Here is a 21,949-nt window from a genome sequence, read left to right on the forward strand (position 1 = left end):
TTACCCCCACAAGTTATACGGTTAATATGTATGCCACAACATATTATTAATTATTTAGGTCAGCAAAAACAAACATTTGGAAGAGCCATATTGATTGGGAAATTCGAATTTATATAATATTGTCCATAATTGATTTTTGCCGGATATTTCTCATCTCTCAAATAATTGACTGTTACTGTATGATTTCCTTCTGCAGATTCTTGAAATAAATCAGTGTAAAATCGAATTCTACTCCACCATAAAAGTTAGGAGGCTAAAATCGCTTACAATCAAGGGTTTATTGAAATCATATTAATATATTTTACATATTCAAAAAAAAAGAAAAATAAGGATTGGTGAGATCATTATTTTTTTGACTTGGATGTTTTTTGACCGAAGATGTTGCAAAAAACTATGAAAAAGGTTTATGAATCAATTAAAAAAATTAAAAGCAGAAATAAGAAAAAAACCTTAAAAAATTCCATATTTCATAAATGAAATTGCAAAAACAATCACATAATTTAAAAATGCAATTATCAGGAAGGAATTCTCCAAAATAACCTGTGTTCTAGAAGGAATTGCATTATTATCATAAAGCTTTTTAAGCAGCATCAGGATTAATGTGATCAATGCAACATATAAAAATATTGTAACTCTTGCGCCTGAAGGAAATACTACAGGTGAAAATCCAACAATAAATCTTGATACGAATCCTCCAAGGAATATGAAAAACGGAAGCAGGTTTTTAGGAAATGCCTTTACAAGCATTATGCAACTGCTGATTAGCAGATACAGACAAAGCACCACAATACTGATTGAATTTATGCTAAGCTTTGGAAGACCTTCATAGGTAAATAGCTTTAAAGTTTCTGTCAGATATGGAGTTGCGTTGACAATTTGCTCAAACATATGAGGAATTGCCATCAGAGGTGAATTTTTGATGACACCCGGAACGTTTCCAAGAGATTTCAAGGAAGTCTCCAAAATGGAAATATCGATAAATGTATTGAATACAGTTATGAACACCACCAAAATAATATTGAAGTAGCAGAAGTATTTTAAGTACTTATTTTCAGAGCGGATTAATACAAAGACACTTAATATAATGTAGAACATTGGGAATAATATCTTTTGCTCAATCAGACTGCCGAATGTTGTAACCAAACCCAAATACGACTTATCAAGGATTGTGAAATTAGCGAATTCCGGATACCAGTAAGCGACTTCATGTGCAAACCTTATGGTATTTCCAGGACATGTAAACACAAAAATCAGTGCCCCTGCAGATATTACTGTTGCAAGAACGTTGAATTTATTAATAGGTTTTTTGTTGATTAAAGAGTTCAGCAGATACAATAAGTTAAATGCAAAAATCAATGCCCCGCTTTGCTCCTGATTTGTGGCGAATAGAAGAGCCAAAAATGAAATGACATACATGTATCGGTTCACCTTTTCGCCTTGAACCTCATATATCAATGGTATGAATGAAATTATTCCAAATGCAAAACACCATGAATAGTTAAGAGTTGTTGAAATCCAACCCGCACTTGCCATTTCATAAAACGGATACATCAAAAACAATAGAATTCCAAAATAAGCCATCTTTTTTGAATATTTTTTATTCACCAATTTGATAATGTAGTAAACTCCAAAAGTGTAAATTATAACATCTAATATTTTCCAAATAATCATGTCGATATGGGTTAAAATTACCAAAAGACCATCTATTATTAGTCTGCTGGACCAATTATAATATCTGTAATTAATATAATCAACCAGACTTTGATTGGTCAAGACTTTTGCATATTTAATGTCATCCCCATTGAATCCCATGATTGCATGTAAAATCAACATTGCACCTACAAAAAGGACAAACGGAAAATATTTTTTGATATTATAATTCATATGTACATATTTAAGTTGGTCAAAGTATATAACACATATGTTTGAACAAAATTTTTAAAAATGAAAAATGGAAAACATCATAGTAAAAAAAGTGATGTTGAATATCTAAAAATCAACCGTAAACATCGCAAAATTCATTTAAAACATCCAGTAACATATCATCCAAATAGCCAATAGCCTCATCGGAAATGTATTCTGGAACCTCCCAGTAAGCTCCTGCAATACTTCCAGATATTGCTGCTTGAGTGTCTGCATCACCACCCAATGAAACTGCATTTCTTATCGTGTCTTCAAAATCATCAGCATCCAAAAAGCAAATTATGGACTCAGGAACGCTGCCTGCACATGAAACATCAAATGTGTAATCAGGCCTTATCTCATCAACTGTGCGGTTCAAATCATACCCATATTCATTTTCAACATGACTTCTAATTTCATCCTTGGATGCACCATTTCTTGCAAGAAAAATTGCATCTGCAGTGGCCAAAGCGCCTTTGATACCTTCAGGATGATTGTGAGTAACTGCTGAAGACTTGAAAGCTAAATCCTGGACTTCACCCAAAGTTTTACCAACACATGCACAGGCAGAAACCCTCATTGCAGAACCATTGGCCCAACTGGCATAAGGTTTTGGATTAACCTGTCCCAGCCAATCGAGAAACATTCCGCCATATCCCGCATTGGGATATGCGTTTCCAAAATATTGCAACTCATTAATTAAAACTTCAGAAGAATTTTTATCTTTAATTAACCAATTGGCAATAGCCAGCGTCATTACAGTATCATCAGTAAATATTGAGTTTTCACTAAATAATTCGAAATTCTTAGTCTTAATTGAATTAAACTCATAAACAGATCCAATAATATCTCCACAAATTGCACCAATAACTGCATTCATATGATATTATCTAAGCCAACATGCTAAAATACTTTGTGCAATATTGAAAAATTGATTTAAAACTAAAATATTGTCTTAAAATTAAAGATAAAAGTTAAATAAAATACAAATGATAAATAACCATGATAATTGTCGACATTATCACGAAACACGGAAATTTCTATCAAATAGGACTCACTCCTTAAAAATAAATTCATTGTTGCTTTAAAAAAAATAGAAATTTCAAAAATTTTTTCGCTTTAAAAAAAAATTGATTCCATGAAATCCATGGAATCAAAAATATTAATTATTATGTGATTTTTCTAATTAAAACAGAGGTATTGTTTGTATTTCCAGTAGGTAAAATCATTACTTCCTTATGGAAACCTCGAGTATCCTTATCCAAAACAGGAGAGTATAGAATTGCCCTCATACCAGTGTATGTCCTATAAATAACCGGAGTATTTTCATCAACATATTCCCAAATATTTGCAAATACCCTATCTTTTGGCTCAGCCAAAGCTGCAACCATCAAAATATCATAATCCAAGTTTTCAATTGTTGTTTCATCTCCCACAACAATTTCAATGTCATTATCCAAGTCCAGTCTTTTTAAAACTTTTTTAGATAATTCAGCAACAGATTCCTGTTGTTCTATTCCAATACATCTGCAGCCAAATACCCTATTGAACATTATCAGTGTCAATGGCAAAGGACCTGATCCTAAAAATACAAATGTTTTTTCATCATTAAATTTAGCCAGTTGACTTTCATTTTCTATCAAACCAATGTATCTATCGTAAAAATGGAATGAATCTAAAGTTTCTGTAGGATTATCTGATTCCAATATCTTTAATGCATTTTCTGTTTCAAGTCTTGCGCCCACATAAACATAAAATTTTCTAATCAAATTCAATGCCCTATTCATTTTTTCATCATCAAGAATATGTTTTGCTGAATCAAAATCAATTGTCTTATCATGAGCAATGATTTCCACATCATCCAATACCTCAATGATTTCATCGATATTCACATCATCCAATGCAGAATCACCATATTTATCCAAATCACCATAATTAGACAATCTATTGGCAATTTCTTCAAGTTTACCCCAATATTTATAACAGCTCATTTAAAAAAACTCCATAATGCTTTCATTTCACATTATGTATTATATAAATATAAATTTAATTAAAGTAATACGAATTTGAAAATTTAGGCAAAATGGTAATACTTTAAAAGGAAAAAAAATAAAAAAAGCTATTAAGAGCATTAAAAAAAGAGAATACCTTAATAGCTATTGTAGACAGTTAAAGAAACCCATATATAATATATAAATCTCTTTTTATTAATTATTTCATATTGATATGGAGAAAATAAAGTAAAATTGATTGGTTATGCTAACAACCAATATTACTTGGCTAATGATGAATTTGTATCAATACAAGATAATCAATGTGAAAAATAATCAAAAATGTTTCTATTTTAACTATTTTTCTAAGATCAGTAATTGCTCACTAATCTTAGAAAAACAATTAAAAAATGGGGAGTGAATAGCTATTGCTTTAGCTATTACTCACATACATAATCGATTATTTTAATCCTATTCCAATTCTAACGGACCTAACTTTGAAAGTGTTTTATGGAATTCTTCCATAGTTGTTTGGAATTTTTCACCTTCTGATGCTGAAATCCATTCATGGCGGAATCTTTCTTTTTCAATTCCGAATTCTTCTAGAATGTCTTCAACGATTTTTGATCTTCTTGACCATTTGTAGTTTCCTGCGTCATAGTGGCAGTCTCCAATATGGCATCCTCCTACAAATACTCCGTCTGCTCCTTCCTGGAATGCTTTGAAAATCATTGAAGGGTTGATTCTTCCAGAACACATTACACGAATAATTCTGACATTTGATGGATATTGCATACGTGCGGTTCCCGCTGTATCTGCTCCACCATAACAACACCAGTTACATAATAAACCTACTATTTTTAAATCGTCTGCCATCTAATCACCTCATAATTCGGTTTTTTCTGGACTGTATAATGGAGGTTTTACATCATCTGAAACTCCAGCTACATAGCCAGTTCTATTGTAGTATTTTTTCTGCAATTTGTCAAAGATTAATGAAACAGGAATGTCCATTGGACATACGTCATCGCATTGTCCGCAATCAACACAGCTGAAACTCATGTGAGATAATCTTACACCCTGGAATGCAATTGGTGTTGGAGGAACTGTCTGTTCATCTTTGAAGTATGGTTTATTCAATTCGCAGTTTTCATAACACCAGCAGATTGGACAAACATCACGACAAGCATAACAGCTAATACAACGGTTCCAGTCATCCATTTCATTAACTGTCGGATACATTTTATCTTGGATTTTATTAGCCATTTTAATCATGATGCCTTCAACCTTTTTCCTGCCTTCGACAGCTGGGTCAGCTGGATTTTTAGTTTCTAAAATTCCTGCTTTTTTAGCACCGTCAATCATTTCTTGGCCTTTTTCATCATTGATTTCAATAAATGTCCAACCATCTTCTGCTCCCCAGTTTCCACAAGCAATGTTTGCTTTTCTTGGGATTTTCACATCACATCTTTGACAGTTGGTACGACGTCCGTATCCTTCATTTTCAAGATCATGGATTTTTACAGCTTCTTCAGAACCGTCTGCAAGTTCAATAATGAACTGTCCCTTATCAATTTCTTCACTTACAACATCGTCAGGGTCTGCTTCATAGAACAAGTCAATCATTTTTCTACCTGCGACAGGCGGAACAGTTCCACCACAGTTTAAACCAATGACATAAATATTGTCTTTATTTATTTTATGTCTTGTAATGAGCTCTTCGATAGCTCGCATATCACAAGGTTTTGCTGTTACTGCAACTTTTTTATCAAACAAGTATTTTTGAACAAGGTCACCAATCATTGTAGGAGCACAGTGATAGGAACCAGCGGTTTTCATCAAATCTTCTGAATTAGTTACAAAAGTTGGTATTCCATCATAAACGTCATCACAAGGGCTTATCGCTAAAACTCCATCGACAATTTCTTCATCAAGCAAATATTTTAGGATACTGGTTACAGCTCCACCACATTCACCTGCTTTATGAATATCTTCATTTTGAGATTTTGCTAAAACATAACTCATATAATCACCCGCTTAACCATTTAATTTTTCAATTACGTCAATTTCACTTAAAACATCTGATTCAATTGCAGCATTGAAAGTTTGGGTTTCACCCATTGCATTTACAAATGATCCATCTTTTTCGAGCCATGTTTTAATCGGAACGACAATGTCTGAAATTTCAGTTGTTTTGTTTGCACAAGGAGCAAAACTAATAATTTTTGATATTCTTCCAAAATCATATTCCAATTCATCAGCAATGTCATCGTCGAATACCAAAAGAACTTTAGTATTATCCAACAATTCAAACATTTCATCTTTAGATTTAGGTTCTAATAAACTTAAAGCACCTTTAGAATTAGATTTACTGAATACTGGCAACAATTTGCAGCCAAGGGAATCAATTTTATCCAAATCATCGGCTGTGTCAATTTGATTGAATACCAATACTGAGGAATCATCCACATTATCTTTGACAGCATCCAAGAATTCAGCTACAGAATCACTGAAGCATTCATCTGCAATATTGAAAGTTACTGAAGCATCAGCATTTACAAATGCGAAAATTTTAGCTCCATTTTGTTTTGCATGGACAATTCTTCTTCCAATCAACGGATTTTCGTATAACAAATCACCGATTACAAAAACCTTTTCTGCATTTTCAACATCTTCATAAGAAGCAACTTCATCATAATTTTTTAAATTATCTGCATAAAATCCAATATTATATCCTTTAGATTCAGCAAATCCTTTTATTGCTTCAATTTCATCTACACTACTGTTACCAGAACAAATTACGGTGACATCAGAAGCGGAGTTTAATTCCTTTGAAACATCATCAATTAAACTGTCCACATCAACATCTTCAAATTTGTTTTTATAACAATCAATGGAATTTCTTCCATTCAAACAATTTTTACCTGCATTTACAGGATGTCTTTTATAAGGAAAAGTCCCCACAATTTCTCCATCATTTAAAACAACATTAATACCGCAACCTACACTACATGAAGGGCATAATGTGTGCTTAATCTCCAACATAACATATCACCAAAAAAATCAGTTAAAAAGTATTAGAAACCCCCGAACAAAATATTATAATTCAAAGTCAAAATTTTGTTCATACACATACGAATAAAATATAAACATTATAATCAAAATTTGTTCAAATGTATACGAATAAAATTTTCCATTACTTCTTTAACCATTTTACTAATACAATTATTCAAAATTATTCAATTAAAATTTGTTAATCAAATAATCCAATAATAGATTTATTAATATAGTATATAAATCTTTTCATAATATCTAAAGGATATAAATCAATTAAAATAGAAATAAAGACTTATTTAAATTTTAATAAATAAGAAATAATAAATTAATACATTAAATAAAATATAATCAAAATATAACTCATTATTAATGAAAATAAAGGCAATAATCAAAAAAAAGCAAAAACTTAATAATCATGATTAATTATTACAAATATTATTTAAAAATGGAAAATTAATACTATTGAAAAAAATCAAAAATATCATCAATTTTTTACAATAATCTGAAAATTTAAAAAAAAAAGTTAAAAAATGAGAGAAATTATGCACTTCTCTCAAGTACGAAATCTGCAATGTCTGCAAGTACCTGTTTAGATGAAGAATCAGGCAATATTTCAAGTACTTCCTTAGCTTTCACAACAGATTCTTGAGCCAAATTGCGAGCATATTCAATGGCACCACAATTTGTTAAAATTTCAATTGCTTCATCTATCTCATCTTGAGAATTATTCTCATTTTTTAAGATTTCAAGCAACTTTCCAGAATCGTCAGCAGCCAAACCTTTAATTGCAATGATAGTCATCTTACCTTTGCCGATGTCAGAACCAATTGGTTTACCCAATGTTTCTTCATCACTAGCCAAATCAAGATAATCATCTTGAATCTGGAAAGCAAGACCTATTAATCTACCATATTCATACATCGCATCAATGACTTCCTGTGAAGCACCGCCCATAACTGCACCAACTTTTGTAGCAGCTGCAATCAAAGCGCCTGTTTTTTTGAAAATCATTTCCATGTACTCTTCTTCAGTAACGTCAAATCTTTCTTCAAATCCCATATCCAATGCTTGACCTTCACAGATTTTCACACATGCATCTGCAACAGTAGCTAATGATTTGTTATTTTGATTAGAGCTGGTTCCTTCAGTTCCAACAATAATCTCAAATGCTTTTGAGAATAATGTGTCTCCAGCTAAAATCGCTACATCATCACCCCAAACCTTATGAACAGAAGGCATTCCTCTCCTCATATCATCCTGATCCATGATATCATCATGGATTAATGAAAAGGTATGAATAAGTTCAATTGCTGCAGCTGATTTTAATGCAAATTTTTTATCGCCGCCAACAGCTTCTGCTGTAATTAAAGTTAAAGCTGGTCTAAGCATTTTACCTCCAGCTCTAGTTAAGTAAACTGAAGCCTCTCCTAGATTATCTGGAGTAATTGTAGATAATTCTTCTTCAATAGTTTTTGTAATGTCAGTTGAATAACTTCCAAGTACCTCTTTTACATCACTCATTTTAATTCCCTCTTTTAACTTTTGAAAACTTGTGCTTGAGCATTTCTTAAGATATGAATATCATAACCTATTCTATAGCCTTCTTCTTCAGCAAGCTCTGCGTAAGCCGCAAGCATGGATAAGTCCCCGTGTGCTGGAATAATATGTTGTGGTTTAAGCATACGTAAAAATTCACGATGATCTTCTCTTCCAGCGTGTCCAGAAACGTGAGCATTAGGATAAATTCTTGCACCTTTTAATTTTAACCTTCTTTCCATAATATGCCTATTTGCAGCATTTGTTGGATTTGGAATAATCGGTGCTGAAATAATAATATTATCTCCCTTTTTAATATTGAATGGAGTTCTGCTATTTGCAATTCTAGGAAGCAATGCATCAGGTTCACCCTGGTGACCTGTAGTAACAAGTAAATAATTTGCTCTGTCCTCATCAGCCCTCATTAATGCTTTATTAACAGCTTTTGGAGAACCATAGATACTTGCATTTTTAGGCAATTTTAAAATTCCCAATTTTTGTGCAATGCCACAGAAACGCTCCATTGACCTTCCAAGGAAAAATATTTCTCTGTGACTTTTCTTGGCAATATCTGCAATAGCTTGAACACGTTCTACATGAGAAGAAAATGTGGTAACAATCATACCTGTCTTTTCATTTAAAGGTCCTCTCATAACATCTTCAAGAATATTTCTCGCAATTCTTTCTGAATGGGTTTTTACTTCCCCATAATTTTTTGCATTGGTAGTTTCTACGATTAAAGCTAGCACTCCTTTCCTACCTAATTCTCTTAATCTTTTATAATCAGGTGGTGGAGATACTTTTTGATGATTATCAAATTTAAAATCCAATGCATAAACGATAACTCCTTCTGGAGTATGTAATACTGGAAATACAGCTTGAGGAATACTGTGTGTTGATTGAACAAATTCCAAAGTAATATCTTTAGAAAGTTTTAATTTACTTCCAGGATTTAATGGCCTAATAGGATTAGTTACTTTAAATTTACGTTCCCCTTTAATTTGTTTTTCAATCAATGCTGCAGTATATGGAGTTCCAATTAATGGAGCATCATATCTGTGAGCCAATTTAGCTACAGCACCAATATGGTCCAAATGTCCGTGGGAAAATATAATTCCTTTTACTTTACCATCAACATCCTTCATTAAAGTATCATCAGGAATAACTCCTCTTTCAATTAAGTCTAAACTATGCATCCTGTCGATGTCTGTATCTTCGTGCATACTAATCCTGTCAAGATGTATACCCATATCAAATATTATAACATCTTCACCTATCTTGACAGCAGTCATGTTTTTTCCGACTTCCTGATATCCCCCAATAGCGATAACTTCTACGCTCATGTTTTATCTCCTTGAATAATTTTTTGTGTTAATACCTCTTTCAGTAAGCCACTCCCTTGTTTTTCCGCGAATAACTAACTTAGATTGTTTCAATTCTTCAATGTTATTAGCTCCAACTAAAAACATAGCAATCCTTAGAGAATCGTTGAACCTTTCAATGAATTTATTTAATTGATCTTGAGAAGATGAATTTTTTAAAAATGGCAATGCCATACCAACTGCATCAGCTCCCAAAGCAATAGCTTTAGCTGCTTCAAGACCTGAACGGATACCCCCTGATGAAATAACAGGAACATCTACTGCATTAGTGACTTCAGCTGTACTTATTGCAGTTGGAATTCCCCAATCCCAAAATATTTCACCTAAATATCTGTCGTCAGCACGATATGTTTCAACAGCCGCCCAGCTTGTTCCGCCGGCACCTTCAATGTCAATATAATCAACACCTGCATTGACCAAAGTTTTTGCTGATTCTGCGGATATTCCACATCCAGTTTCTTTAGCTACAACCGGAATATCAACAGATTGAGTAATTTGATTAATCAAATCAAGATATCCTCTAGCATCCAAATCACCTTCCGGTTGAATGGATTCCTGAAGTGGATTGAGATGAATAGCTAAAATATCAGCATCTAAAATTTCAACTGCCTTTTCAGCCAAATTTAATTGAGGAGCACCAATATTTCCTACAAGTAAACAATCTGGAGCATTTTCACGAACAACAGTGTAAGTATCTTCAAGTTCAGAATGTTCACAAGCTGCTCTTTGAGATCCAACACCTAATGCAATACCATTATTTTCAGCTGCAATAGCTAACTGTTTATTAATGTTTTTTGCAGCAGGATGGCCTCCTGTAATAGCTGTAATGAATAAAGGAGAATTTAATTTTTTACCAAAAGCAGAAGTTGATAAATCAATTTCATTTTTATCAATTTCAGGCAAAACATTGTGGATTAATTCAATATCCTCAAATCCAGTAGTTTTATTTTTAAACTCAACATCATAATTTTCACAAATTAATAAATGCTCTAATTTTCTATCTGAAATCATGTACTAATTTCCCCTTGAAATTATAGTTCCTTTTACTTCTTCATTTTCCAAAACTTTGAAAATATTATTTTCAACTTCGGCATTTATTATTTTAGATTCGATTCCTAAATCTGCTAAATATAAAAGTTCTTTAATTTTTCCAACCATACCACCAGTTACATCAACATTTGTTGTTCCTTCAAAAGTATCCAAATCATCTAAAGATGAAAATCTATCGAAAAATATTGCATCATCATGAGTTTTTGGATTTTTATTATATACTCCATCAACATCAGTTCCCAAGACAACCATATCCGGATTTAAATTTTTTGCCAAATACTGGATAAGCTGGTCTCCGGAAATAACACAAATTTCCAATTCATCATCTAAGACAACATCCCCATAAATAACTGGAATAAAACCTTTTTGTAAATATTTTTTAAAGCTATCAAGATTACCATCAGTGATTCTTTTATTAGTAGCTGTCATAAAACTAGAAGCCGGAATTGCAACTACAGGTAATCCTTCCTCAATGAAAGCTTCACAAATATACATGTTTAATTTTTTAACAGCATTTTGAGTTTCACAGAATCCTATCCTCTTTTGAGGATATTCTGATAATTCAAACGCTTCACCAATCTTATATTTTTTAGCTGGCGGATGTCCAAAAGACCCAGCACCATGGACAATAATCAATTCTTTAGAGGATTTATCCAAAGAAGATTTAATCTCGGATGCAATTCTTTTAAGACTAACGGTATCAACTTCACTTTCAGCTGAATCCTTATTAGTCAATATGCTTCCACCAATCTTTAAAATTATCATAAAATCACTTATAAACCCTTGAAGAAACTCCTTTTCGAGTAAATCTGATTTTTAATATATTATCATCACGAGCAATAGCATTGGCAACTTGTTCAACTTTACCCGGACAAAGTGCAATAATACTGCCCCCTCCACCAGCACCAGTAGTTTTAGAACCAATAGCTCCTGCTTCTCTTGCATTATAAACCATACGAGATAATTCTAAAGTATTAACCCCTAAAACATCTAAAAATCCATGGTTAATATTCATCAATTCTCCCACTTTATTAAAGTCCTCTTTTAAAATGGCCTGTTTAGCATAATTAGTTAAATTTCCCATAGCAGTAATGACCGGATTAATTATTTTTGGATTTCTATTTTTTAAGTTTTTAACATCTTTAACCATTTTACCAGTATTACCATGTTTAGTTGTATACCCGACAACAAATGGAACATTGAAATTAACATTAAAATGCTCAACTTTCTTATTTCGAGATAAGTAAACAAGTCCACCATAAGTAGAAACCAAAGTATCTAAAGGACTGGCAACACCCTGAACAGCCTGTTCAACCATGTGCGCATCATGTGCAAGAGATTTTTTATTAAAACGAATATTGTGATATCTGTATAAAGCAGCAAGAGTAGCCACAGTAACTGCAGCAGAAGATCCCAAACCGGAACCAATAGGAACATTTGATGATAATGTAATCTCAATTGGAGAGTGGTCGTGTGCTTTGTAAAGAGCTTCTAAAATGTATCTAATAATACCTGGTTTTCCTTTTGTTAAAATATATTTTTTATGACGGGTTAATAATTTAGCTTCAAATCCGATATCAGGAGCTTTAAAAGTAGATGTATCCGTATTGGATTCTCTAATTGTTATATATGCTCTTTTATTTACAGCACCCGCTATAGCAGGTTCATCATAAACTACAGAATGCTCCCCAAATAAAATTGTTTTAGCAGGAGCAGAAGCTTTAGCTATCATAAATACACCTTATTTAAAAATACCTGAAGCATAACCTACAACAGAGCTATAATCACCAGTGACATCACCACTAGTTCGATAACCCAGTATTTCACAACTTTTCTTACCAGACATTTTAGAAAGAGAAATTGTGGCCATTACAGGACCATAACCACACATAGTGATATTGAATTGAACAATTTCTTCAAAAAGTTTAAACTCATTCATTTCAGCAATATCCTCTAAAACAAAATTATCAACTTTATTAGCCTTTTCTTGATTATTAAAATGAGATAAATCAGTACTTGCAATAACACAATAAGATTTGCCCAGTTTATTGCCCGCTTCAAAAATTGATTTTGCTAAATCATTTGATGCCATAAAAGTCTGGGAACCCATTGTGATTGGAACAATTTTGAAATCGTTAGAAAAATATTGTAAAAACGGCAGTTGTACTTCAATACTGTGTTCACGAACGTGTGCATGGAAATCAGCAGTAGCTATATCTGAAAAAGAAATTATTTCATCTGCAAATTCACCATCTACCTCAACATTTCCAAGTGGAGTACTCCATTCACCTTCATTAAATACAGAAATTTCACTGCCGAAACCAGTATGGTTAGGACTCAAAATAATAAAAACTTCAGGAAAACCATTTTGAACAATATTGCAATAGCCTTTAGCAGCTATTGCACCAGAATATTGATAACCTGCATGAGGAACCATAACATGTATAGGATAATCAGTACCCTCAAAGGTATTGAGACTAGGAATTTCAGAAACTCCACCATCATCTAAAAAACAACTTTCAATTAGCTTTTTAAGCTCTTCAGGATTATCCGGATAAAATGATCCAGCAACAGCAGGTCTTCTTAACATTATATCACTTAGAATTTAAGTTCGAAGTCAGTTGCATCAATATCTAGGTCACCGTCTTCAGGAATGTCTCCTCTTTCTCTTAAAATTTGTCTTGCAAGTAACCAGTAAACTAATGCAATAGCTTTTCTACCTTTGTTGTTTACAGGTACAGCAATATCAACAAAACTGAGTAAGTTTTCAGTATCACATAATGCAACTACTGGAATACCATTTTGTTTTGATTCTAAAACAGCTTGTGCATCAGACCTTGGGTCAGTGACAACAATAATTTTAGGTTCAATGAATTTTGCATAATTTGGATTGGTTAAAGTACCTGGAATGAATCTGCCAGGAATAGTTTTAGCGCCAGTTAATTCACCGAATTTTTTAACAGGAGCTTGACCGTATTGTCTTGTAGCTACTACTAAAATGTCTTCTGGATCATATTTTGCTAAAAGTTTTGCAATTTGTCTGATTCTTTCATCAGTTTTTTGAATATCTAAAACGTATAAACCATCAGATCTTACTCTGAATATATATTTTTCCATATCGCTAGTTTTTTGTTGGGTTCCGATATGTAAACCTGCTGCTAAATAATTGTCTAAGTCTATTAAAAGTTCATCATTTACCATAATTACACCTCTGTTTAATCTTCATCTTCAATTTTAACACATTCTTGTGGACATACATCCATACATACTTCACAATAACTACATTCTTCAGGGTCAACAATTTCAATTTTGTCTCCTTTAAGAACTAAAACTTCCATAGGGCAAACATCAGCACATTCAGCACAGTCTGCACCTTCACATTTATCATAGTCAATAGTTACTTTAGCCATAAAATATCTCCTAACGTTAACTTAAAATGACCCCATTTTTGGATTAGGAAATTCTTCTTCGATACGAATTAGCTCATTTAATTTAGCTATCCTTTCACCACCGATTGCTCCGGTTTTAATCATAGGAGCGCCAAAACCAACTGCCAAATGAGCAATAGTCTCATCAGTAGTTTCACCAGATCTATGAGATACGACAGGTACAATACCATTCTCCTTAGCTAATTTTACAGTAGCATAAGTTTCAGATAAAGATCCTATCTGATTTGGTTTTATAATGATAGCATTGGCCGCATTCATTTCAATACCCTTGGCCAATAATTCTTTGTTGGTTACAAATAAATCATCACCACAAATAAGGCATTTCTTTCCAACCTTTGCAGTTAATTGAGCAAAACCATCAAAATCTGACTCATCAAATGGGTCTTCTACATAAAACATATTATATGTTTCAATAATATCTTTAACGAAATCAATCTGATCTCCGGTATCCCTTTCGATACCATCTTGGGCATAAACATATTTTTGTTTATTAGCATCCCATAATTCGGAAGCAGCCATATCTAAAGAGGGTCTAATTTCAATACCTAATTCATCACCAACCTCTTCACATGCTTTAACTTGAATTTCTAAAGCATCAACATTAGTAATGTTTGGTACCCAACCACCTTCATCTCCTTTTCCACCAGTGAAGTTTGAGTCTTTAATTTGAATTAACTCTTTTAATTTTCTGTGAACGGAAGCATTTGCAAATATTGCATCTCCAACATTAGTAGCCCCAATAGGAACAACCAAAAATTCTTGGATGTCAGGTGCATTAACGCCTGCATGTGCTCCACCATTCATCATATTGCCTAATGGGAATGGCAATTCATTAACTAAATTTCCACCAATGTACTTGTATAATGGCATATTATAAGAGGAAGCCGCTGCTTTAGCCACAGCCATAGAAATTGCTACTGTAGTATTTCCACCTATGGCTGATAAATTATCAGTTCCATCGATTTCTTTCAATACTTCATCAATAGTTTCTATATCTTCAGCGTCCATACCTATAAGTTCAGAAGCAATGAAATCTTCCATTTCACTTACAACAGTATCTACACCACCATCAGGAAATGATACTACTTCTCTAGAACCAGTACTTGCTCCACTTGGTGCAGCAGCTCTACCGGAACTATTCCAAGTAAGTACATCTACTTCTATAGTAGGGTTTCCTCTGCTGTCCAAAATCTTACGAACTTGGACATCTTCTATTATACTATTCAAAAAAAACACCTCAGTGTCCTTTAATTTATTACCATATAATCTATACTCTTTAAAAAATCAGTAAGTTTCTTTATAGAGTTATGTTGGTATTTTTTATTTTTTTTAAATAATTATGAGAATAAATAGAAAAAACTATTTATTCATCTCTAATAACATCTAATGGTAAAACTCCAGCTTTAAGTTCTTCGTAAGCTATATCAATTGGATCTAAGGAGTCTTTAATATCCACTAAAGGTTTAGCTCCCATAGAAATTTGAATTGCTCTAGCTCCGAGAATTCTAGCTCTTTCAAACCTTGTTAATTTTTTTTCAACATTCATGAATATTACTTCCATTTTTAGGCATATATTTTACCAAGATTATATTTTTAATTAAAAAATATCCCTACGAATTGAAAAATTTATTCCCATGTTTCCACATGAGAGATTATCATTCTTCTACAGCAATATCTGTTTAAACCTAAGTCATCTAAAACATCTTTTGACTTTTCACCTGCAGCAACTCTTTTATTATATTCATCAAAGTATGCTGAAACAGGTTTTCCGCAACTTAAGCATCTAATAGGAATCATTTATATCATCTTTTTTAATTTAAATAAAATATAAAATTACAGAAATAATTATCTGTAACTTTTTTGTTTACGTGCTCTTGCTCCAGGACCACCATATTTTTTAGGTTCTGAACGTCTTGGGTCCCCTACTAACATGGTTCTGTCATATTGAATGAATTTTTCTTTTAAATCCATATCTTGAGACCATTGTACAAGTCCTTTAGCAATAACCATACGTGCAGCTTCAGCTTGACCCATTACTCCTCCACCAATAACACGGATATTAATATCCACTTCATTAGCTAAATCTCCAGCTAAGGTTAATGGTTCTTGTAATTTTAAGTTAGCAAGCTCTGGAGAATAAAGTTCTAAAGGAACTTTATTAATTCTTACTTTACCGGTTCCTTCTTGAACAGTACCTCTTGCGATAGCTGTTTTACGTTTTCCACTTGTATGAATAACTTTAACCATAATCACACATCCATTTATCTAAAAGGTAGCTCCTAAAAGTTTGGAGATTTCTCCTAATTCGATACCTTTTTTAATGTTTTTGTATTCTGCTTCAGGAACTGCAGTGAGTTCAGCATCTGCATATTCTGCAGGAACACCAACAAAAGCTTTTAATCCTTTGTATGCAGTTTTACCTTTTGCTTTTTTGAAAGGTAACATTCCTCTTACAGTTCTTCTAAATATATCATCTGGTCTTCTAGGATATTTAGGACCTAAGTCACGAGGGTTAGAAATACTTGCCCTGTCAACTCTTTGTTTGTATTTAGCATAAGCCCAATCCTTGTTTCCAGTTAACATAATTTTTTCAGCATTAAGAATTACTACTTCTTCGCCTTCTAAAAGATTTTTACTAGTAATACTAGCTAATCTTCCTAAAACGCATCCTTCTCCATCAATAATCATAATAACACCCTATTTATTCCATGATCCTAATGTTTGATCCTTTAGGATTTGATTCGATTATCTCATCAATTGAGATGCATTCTCCACCAGCACTTTCAATTTTTTCTTGTGCTTTAGCTGAGAATTTTAATGCTACTACATCTACTTTTTCTGTTAAATCACCGTTAGATAAAACTTTACCAGGCACTAAAATAGTTTCACCTGCTTCAGCGTGTCTTGCGATATCAGACAAATTAACTTCAGCGGTTCTTCTGTTAGACCTTGAAAGTTTATCTGCAACATCTTTCCAAATAGCTGCATCTTCACTTTTTGATTGTTTATTAAGTTTATTAATAAGTTCAATAAGGTTAGGATTAGTTTTGATAATTTTCTTAACCATTATTTACTTCCTCCTTCTTCACTAAATCTGATAAACTTATCTGCTTTTTCACCTAATACTTCACAAGCTTTTAATAAAACTTCTTTAGGAGGCATTGATCCATCAGTTTCGATTCTAAATATGAAATCATTTTCACGATACCCTACATTAATATAACCATTGGCAGAAGCCCTTACACAGCTTTTACACATAGTACAATTTTCAATGTCTAAAATCTTGATATGTTTTGATCTTCTATCAGATTTTAAAACACCTCTTGGACATGCTAAAGCACAGTCATAATCAACTTCTTTGTCTTCATTAAAAGTGATTTCAGGATATTGTTTGTATGCACATACTGTAGTTGGCATCCATTTAGCATGTTCTTTTCCATAACCTACTTTTGCAACTGCTTCAATATCAATGACTTCATCTTTTTTAAGTTTTACTAAAGGAATAGTATCGTATACTGGTTTAATTGTTTCGTCTGAAGATATTAAATCCTTAGAATAAACTACTTTAGGTCCTACTTCATGTAATTTGAAAACAACACCTTTTTTAAGATTATCTGCCCAGGTTTCATTTTCTTCATCTAATTCCCAACCATCATCTTCTGGTAAAGGCAAACCTTCAATTGCTTCAAGATTAGAAACTAAAGGAGTTAAACCAAGCCTATGAGCAAGTACCTCATTAAACATTGCAGAATCGTTTCTGATAATGTTTACATCTTCAATAGCTATTTTAGGCACATTTACCATTGCACATCTTCTAATAGTATTAATAAACGGTACTTCTGCATCACGAACAATGAATACAATTTCATCATCGCTTTGACTTTTAATTTGTATCTCCATATTAAACCCTTCCACTTAGACTCTTCTTCCTCTTTTACCACCAGGTCTTCCAGTACCATCGTGAGGAATAGGAGTGATATCTTCTATCTTACCTATTTTAATTCCAGCTCTTGCTAAAGCACGGATAGTAGCTTGTGCACCAGGTCCTGGACTTCTAGGTCCATTTCCACCAGGAGCTCTTACTTTAATATGTAATCCTACAAATCCTTTTTCTTTAGCATCATCAGCTATTCTAGTTGCTGCAGCCATAGCTGCGAAAGGTGAAGCTTGTTGTCTGTCTGCACGTACAACTTTTCCACCAGACCATTGAGAAATAGTCTCAGCACCAGTAATATCTGTTACAGTAATAATAGTGTTATTGAATGATGAGTAAATATTAGCTATACCCCATTTTTCATCTTTTGCCATAATTACACCCTTTATTCTTCTGTATTAGCTTTATTATCCTTATTATTGTTGTACTCTTCAATTTGTTTTGCTACAGGTGAAGAACGATAGAATCCAATCTCATCTTCTTGACCTTTTAATACTACATAACTTGGTGAATTGATTTTTTTACCATTTAAAGTTATGTGACCGTGTACAACAAACATTCTTGCTTCTTTAGGAGTACGAGCTAAACCTTTTTTATATACAATAGTTTGTAATCTTCTTCTTAAGATATCTTCAACATTTAAATCTAAAATATCTTCAAGAGCAGCACCTTCTGGCAAAACACCGGTTCTAGCTAAGTGTCCTAATAATTCTAATTTTTCTTTTACCATTTGATCAGCACCGAAACCAAGTAAATACCTAGCTTCCCTACTGTATCTTCTGACTAAAGTATCAGCTTTCCAAATTTCTTTTTTATTTTTTAAACCGTATTTAGTCATTAATTTATTTTCATTTTTAATTCTTTCCGCATTCCAAGGATGTGGTGGTGTATTATACTTTTTCCTTGATTTTCTAGGTTGTCCCATTAAAACATCTCCTTATAAAATTGAATTTAAATATTTTAATTTACAAAAAAAAGCTCTTGCCTATCCTCTTGAACGTTTTACACCAACTGAAGAACTTTTCCTGAAAGTAGATTTGGTTCTTTGACCTCTAACAGGTAAACCAACTTCGTGTCTTCTACCTTTGTAACTTCTGGTCTTTTTCATTCTGTTTAAATCATCCCTTAAAGTCATATCAAGGTCAGATTCAATTAAGTGAATGTCATCACCAGTTTCATAATCTTCTCTTCTGTTTAACATCCATGATGGAATGTCAAATTTCTGAGGATTTTCTAAAATTTCTTCAATTCTTAAAACATCTTCGTCAGCAATGTATCCAATTTTAGAGTCTAAATCTAAGTCTAAAGTACGGCACATAGTTTTAGATAAAGATATTCCAACACCTTTAATTTCGGTTAAAGCTTGTTCAATGGTTTTATTACCATTTACATCCTTTCTTGAAATACGCACTAAGTGCTTGAATTCGTCTTCCATTAAATAACCTCCATTTATAGAGCGAACCTACGAGACGTAAAATATAGATTCGAATGTTTTGAATTACTCAAAACACAGTTCTTTCAACAATATAAAACTTAGCTTAAATAAACTAAGAGTGCAAAAATATCAGTTTAACAAGTATTTTCAATAAAACAAAAAAACTAAGTTAAAAACTAATAAACGCCGAGACTGGGATTTGAACCCAGGAGGGCGGAATGCCCACGAGATTTCCAGTCTCGCGCCTTACCAGGCTAGACTATCTCGGCATAAAATAGTTAGCAAATACTTGCACATCAAGTTATCTAGAATAACAAGATAAAATAATATATTTACCTCAACATATATAAAGGTATTGTTTAAACATGGTATTTTTTAAAAATTTTAAAATTAAAAAAAAATTAATTTGGAATGAAGAAATGGAACTAGAATGCTCCACCTCCACCACCTCCAGAGCCGCCGCCAAAGCCACCAAATCCGCCTGAATCAGATGAAGGATTTGCTGCAGACTCACTTGTCTTAAATGCCTGATTAAATACATAATATCCACCATAATAATGATACAAGAAAATACCATCATCATAATCTGAAATATTTGGCACATGGATTTTCATGGAATTAAAAACATTATCAGCTACTCCAAGAGCAGTACCATAAATCAAGTATTTTTTCCAGATGACTATTGATTCCGGAGGATGCTCTTTAATTAAACTGTTATCCTTTAAAAATTTCCTAAAGTTTGACCATTTCAGATAGAACAACCTGCCTTCTTTTGTCCATCTTCCAAAAATATCCTCAGGAACAAACATCAGCGCCAATGAAAATACTATTAAAAATCCACCACCTAAAACTGAGATATAACCATTTCCAAGTTCAGTTATAAATCCTAAAATAGCTATAATAACTCCAAAAGCAAGACCTAAAAATCCAATGGCTGAAATTAGTGTAGAACCTCTATCATCAAAGTATTCCAATCTTTTATCACTACATTCTTTTTTAACATGATCTGCCCAAGTACCGTAATCCTCCTGGAAGCTTTTTGCATTGGCTTTTGAAGACAATTTATCATTTAGTGAAGATAAATTCAGAATTTCATTTTCGGCAAAAGGATACAAAGCATTAATAAGAGTTTTTTCACTTAAAGACAAATCACTGTTATCAACATTGCTAAAATCTATAAACAAATCCTTATTGTCGGAGCCATTTTCCTGTGTCTTCATCCGGAGGGTTCCCCTGTCAATAAGATTCATAATAGATGCCTGAAATCCCTTCCTATTTGGAGTACCAATTGAATCCTTATTGTCTATAAATGCATTAATTATCTCTGGAGAATCATTGGAAGGCAATTCCCTTTCATATATGCCATCATAATCAACTTTAGGTTCTCTACCATATTTCACATATGTAAAAATGACCCCAATTGGACTCAATATGGACAATAACCCTAAAATCAGATATGTAGTATTCCAAAAATTCCTGCTGCTTATACTGTCATTTAAATTTTTAAGAATTTTATCCTTACCATCCTCATTAATATGTTTTGCATAAGATGCATTATTGAAATCGCTTAGCGGCATCAAAACAAGCGCTTCATATATTTCACCTTTAGGAATAGAAGTGGTTTCAGCAGTAATGGTGGTTCCATTTGAATTTTTGTTAACTGTGTATTCATCAGGGTTTAAATAGTAAGTATTGTTTTTACCGCCAGGAAGAGTAATTGATGTTATTACCTCACCTACATCAACATCCCATTCATCTCCCCAAATCTTATATTGAAGAGCACCAACATCATTAAATAATGTTACAACGTTTTTCATATCATAACTAATGAAAACGGATACTGAACAATCACGAATATTTTTAGTATGTGCAGCATCAGAATATAAAAATATCTTCAGATGCTTTTGTCCACCATCATCACTTTCCTTAAGAACAGGATAAGCACCAACGGCAGATACTTTAATATTATCAATGCTTTCACCATTTTTTAAAGGAATATCCCTATAAACACCATTAAAAGACCCTTTAAAAGTATAATCAAACTGTTCATCAACATGAAGCAATCCATTGCTTCCGACAGTCAAATCTATGAAAGCCTGGTCAATGGTATAACTTTTATCATCATCAGCAGATACAGTAGAAACAGCTAAAAATAATATCAAAAAAATTAGTATTGTGATGAATCCTTTATTTCCATCCATAATATCAAAAAA

25 protein-coding genes and 1 tRNA gene are annotated in these 21,949 nt (G+C 32.7%); all 26 read right to left on the bottom strand.

All coding sequences use genetic code 11. The features are described 5' to 3' along the window. Positions 1–450: 450 nt before the first annotated feature. Positions 451–1,884: a DUF6056 family protein gene (locus UIB65_RS01935; RefSeq protein ID WP_330039463.1), complete on the bottom strand. Its 1,434-nt coding sequence runs from the start codon at positions 1,882–1,884 to the stop codon at positions 451–453. A gap of 112 nt (positions 1,885–1,996) precedes the next feature. Then, positions 1,997–2,782, bottom strand: coding sequence for an ADP-ribosylglycohydrolase family protein (locus UIB65_RS01940; RefSeq protein WP_330039464.1), 786 nt, complete (start codon positions 2,780–2,782; stop codon positions 1,997–1,999). Between the two features lie 289 nt (positions 2,783–3,071). Continuing rightward, complete coding sequence (locus UIB65_RS01945) at positions 3,072–3,893, bottom strand: nicotianamine synthase family protein (protein WP_330039465.1); 822 nt, start codon at positions 3,891–3,893, stop codon at positions 3,072–3,074. Positions 3,894–4,364: 471 nt separating this feature from the next. After that, on the bottom strand, positions 4,365–4,769 hold the full coding sequence (locus UIB65_RS01950) for a hydrogenase iron-sulfur subunit (protein WP_330039466.1): 405 nt from the start codon (positions 4,767–4,769) through the stop codon (positions 4,365–4,367). A gap of 9 nt (positions 4,770–4,778) precedes the next feature. Beyond that, on the bottom strand, positions 4,779–5,918 hold the full coding sequence (locus UIB65_RS01955) for a Coenzyme F420 hydrogenase/dehydrogenase, beta subunit C-terminal domain (protein ID WP_330039467.1): 1,140 nt from the start codon (positions 5,916–5,918) through the stop codon (positions 4,779–4,781). Positions 5,919–5,930: 12 nt separating this feature from the next. Beyond that, positions 5,931–6,938 carry a molybdopterin-dependent oxidoreductase gene (locus UIB65_RS01960; RefSeq protein WP_330039468.1) on the bottom strand — a complete coding sequence of 336 codons (1,008 nt, stop codon included), beginning with the start codon at positions 6,936–6,938 and terminating at the stop codon, positions 5,931–5,933. A gap of 552 nt (positions 6,939–7,490) precedes the next feature. After that, a complete protein-coding gene (gene idsA, locus UIB65_RS01965) occupies positions 7,491–8,471 on the bottom strand; it encodes a short chain isoprenyl diphosphate synthase IdsA (RefSeq protein ID WP_330039469.1) in 981 nt (326 codons plus the stop codon). Positions 8,472–8,485: 14 nt separating this feature from the next. After that, positions 8,486–9,829, bottom strand: a complete 1,344-nt coding sequence (locus tag UIB65_RS01970; protein ID WP_330039470.1) for an RNase J family beta-CASP ribonuclease — start codon at positions 9,827–9,829, stop codon at positions 8,486–8,488. Between the two features lie 3 nt (positions 9,830–9,832). Next, a complete protein-coding gene (fni, locus tag UIB65_RS01975; protein WP_330039471.1) occupies positions 9,833–10,879 on the bottom strand; it encodes a type 2 isopentenyl-diphosphate Delta-isomerase in 1,047 nt (348 codons plus the stop codon). A 3-nt stretch (positions 10,880–10,882) separates the two neighbouring features. After that, positions 10,883–11,683, bottom strand: a complete 801-nt coding sequence (locus UIB65_RS01980) for an isopentenyl phosphate kinase (protein WP_330039472.1) — start codon at positions 11,681–11,683, stop codon at positions 10,883–10,885. A 4-nt stretch (positions 11,684–11,687) separates the two neighbouring features. Further along, positions 11,688–12,650, bottom strand: coding sequence for a mevalonate kinase (mvk, locus tag UIB65_RS01985; protein WP_330039473.1), 963 nt, complete (start codon positions 12,648–12,650; stop codon positions 11,688–11,690). Between the two features lie 9 nt (positions 12,651–12,659). Next, on the bottom strand, positions 12,660–13,508 hold the full coding sequence (gene amrB, locus UIB65_RS01990; RefSeq protein WP_330039474.1) for an AmmeMemoRadiSam system protein B: 849 nt from the start codon (positions 13,506–13,508) through the stop codon (positions 12,660–12,662). Between the two features lie 8 nt (positions 13,509–13,516). Continuing rightward, positions 13,517–14,119, bottom strand: a complete 603-nt coding sequence (gene rpsB, locus UIB65_RS01995; RefSeq protein WP_296895372.1) for a 30S ribosomal protein S2 — start codon at positions 14,117–14,119, stop codon at positions 13,517–13,519. A 14-nt stretch (positions 14,120–14,133) separates the two neighbouring features. Then, entirely contained in the window at positions 14,134–14,328 is a 195-nt protein-coding gene (locus UIB65_RS02000) for a 4Fe-4S binding protein (RefSeq protein WP_330039475.1), read from the bottom strand. 21 nt (positions 14,329–14,349) lie between these two features. Next, the gene (eno, locus tag UIB65_RS02005) at positions 14,350–15,594 is read right to left on the bottom strand and encodes a phosphopyruvate hydratase (protein ID WP_330039476.1); all 1,245 of its coding nucleotides are present in this window, start codon (positions 15,592–15,594) and stop codon (positions 14,350–14,352) included. A gap of 136 nt (positions 15,595–15,730) precedes the next feature. Next, entirely contained in the window at positions 15,731–15,928 is a 198-nt protein-coding gene (locus UIB65_RS02010) for a DNA-directed RNA polymerase subunit K (RefSeq protein WP_292820668.1), read from the bottom strand. A gap of 65 nt (positions 15,929–15,993) precedes the next feature. Then, positions 15,994–16,164, bottom strand: a complete 171-nt coding sequence (locus tag UIB65_RS02015; RefSeq protein WP_330039477.1) for a DNA-directed RNA polymerase subunit N — start codon at positions 16,162–16,164, stop codon at positions 15,994–15,996. Between the two features lie 48 nt (positions 16,165–16,212). Further along, positions 16,213–16,614 (bottom strand): 30S ribosomal protein S9, encoded by a 402-nt coding sequence (locus UIB65_RS02020; protein ID WP_330039478.1) that lies wholly within the window; start codon positions 16,612–16,614, stop codon positions 16,213–16,215. A gap of 18 nt (positions 16,615–16,632) precedes the next feature. Beyond that, positions 16,633–17,055: a 50S ribosomal protein L13 gene (locus tag UIB65_RS02025; protein ID WP_330039479.1), complete on the bottom strand. Its 423-nt coding sequence runs from the start codon at positions 17,053–17,055 to the stop codon at positions 16,633–16,635. Positions 17,056–17,068: 13 nt separating this feature from the next. Then, positions 17,069–17,434: a 50S ribosomal protein L18e gene (locus UIB65_RS02030; RefSeq protein WP_296895363.1), complete on the bottom strand. Its 366-nt coding sequence runs from the start codon at positions 17,432–17,434 to the stop codon at positions 17,069–17,071. Further along, positions 17,434–18,267: a DNA-directed RNA polymerase subunit D gene (locus UIB65_RS02035; RefSeq protein ID WP_330039480.1), complete on the bottom strand. Its 834-nt coding sequence runs from the start codon at positions 18,265–18,267 to the stop codon at positions 17,434–17,436. The genes UIB65_RS02030 and UIB65_RS02035 overlap by 1 nt, the downstream gene beginning before the upstream one ends. 15 nt (positions 18,268–18,282) lie before the next feature. After that, a complete protein-coding gene (locus UIB65_RS02040) occupies positions 18,283–18,675 on the bottom strand; it encodes a 30S ribosomal protein S11 (protein ID WP_069574667.1) in 393 nt (130 codons plus the stop codon). An 11-nt stretch (positions 18,676–18,686) separates the two neighbouring features. Further along, positions 18,687–19,226 (bottom strand): 30S ribosomal protein S4, encoded by a 540-nt coding sequence (locus UIB65_RS02045; protein WP_296895357.1) that lies wholly within the window; start codon positions 19,224–19,226, stop codon positions 18,687–18,689. A gap of 60 nt (positions 19,227–19,286) precedes the next feature. Then, on the bottom strand, positions 19,287–19,736 hold the full coding sequence (locus UIB65_RS02050; protein ID WP_296895354.1) for a 30S ribosomal protein S13: 450 nt from the start codon (positions 19,734–19,736) through the stop codon (positions 19,287–19,289). Between the two features lie 184 nt (positions 19,737–19,920). Continuing rightward, positions 19,921–20,005, bottom strand: a tRNA-Ser gene (locus tag UIB65_RS02055). 156 nt (positions 20,006–20,161) lie between these two features. After that, entirely contained in the window at positions 20,162–21,937 is a 1,776-nt protein-coding gene (locus UIB65_RS02060) for a DUF2207 domain-containing protein (protein WP_330039481.1), read from the bottom strand. Positions 21,938–21,949 lie beyond the last annotated feature (12 nt).

The sequence above is a fragment of the Methanobrevibacter sp. genome (assembly GCF_036307625.1).
GTDB lineage: Archaea > Methanobacteriota > Methanobacteria > Methanobacteriales > Methanobacteriaceae > Methanocatella.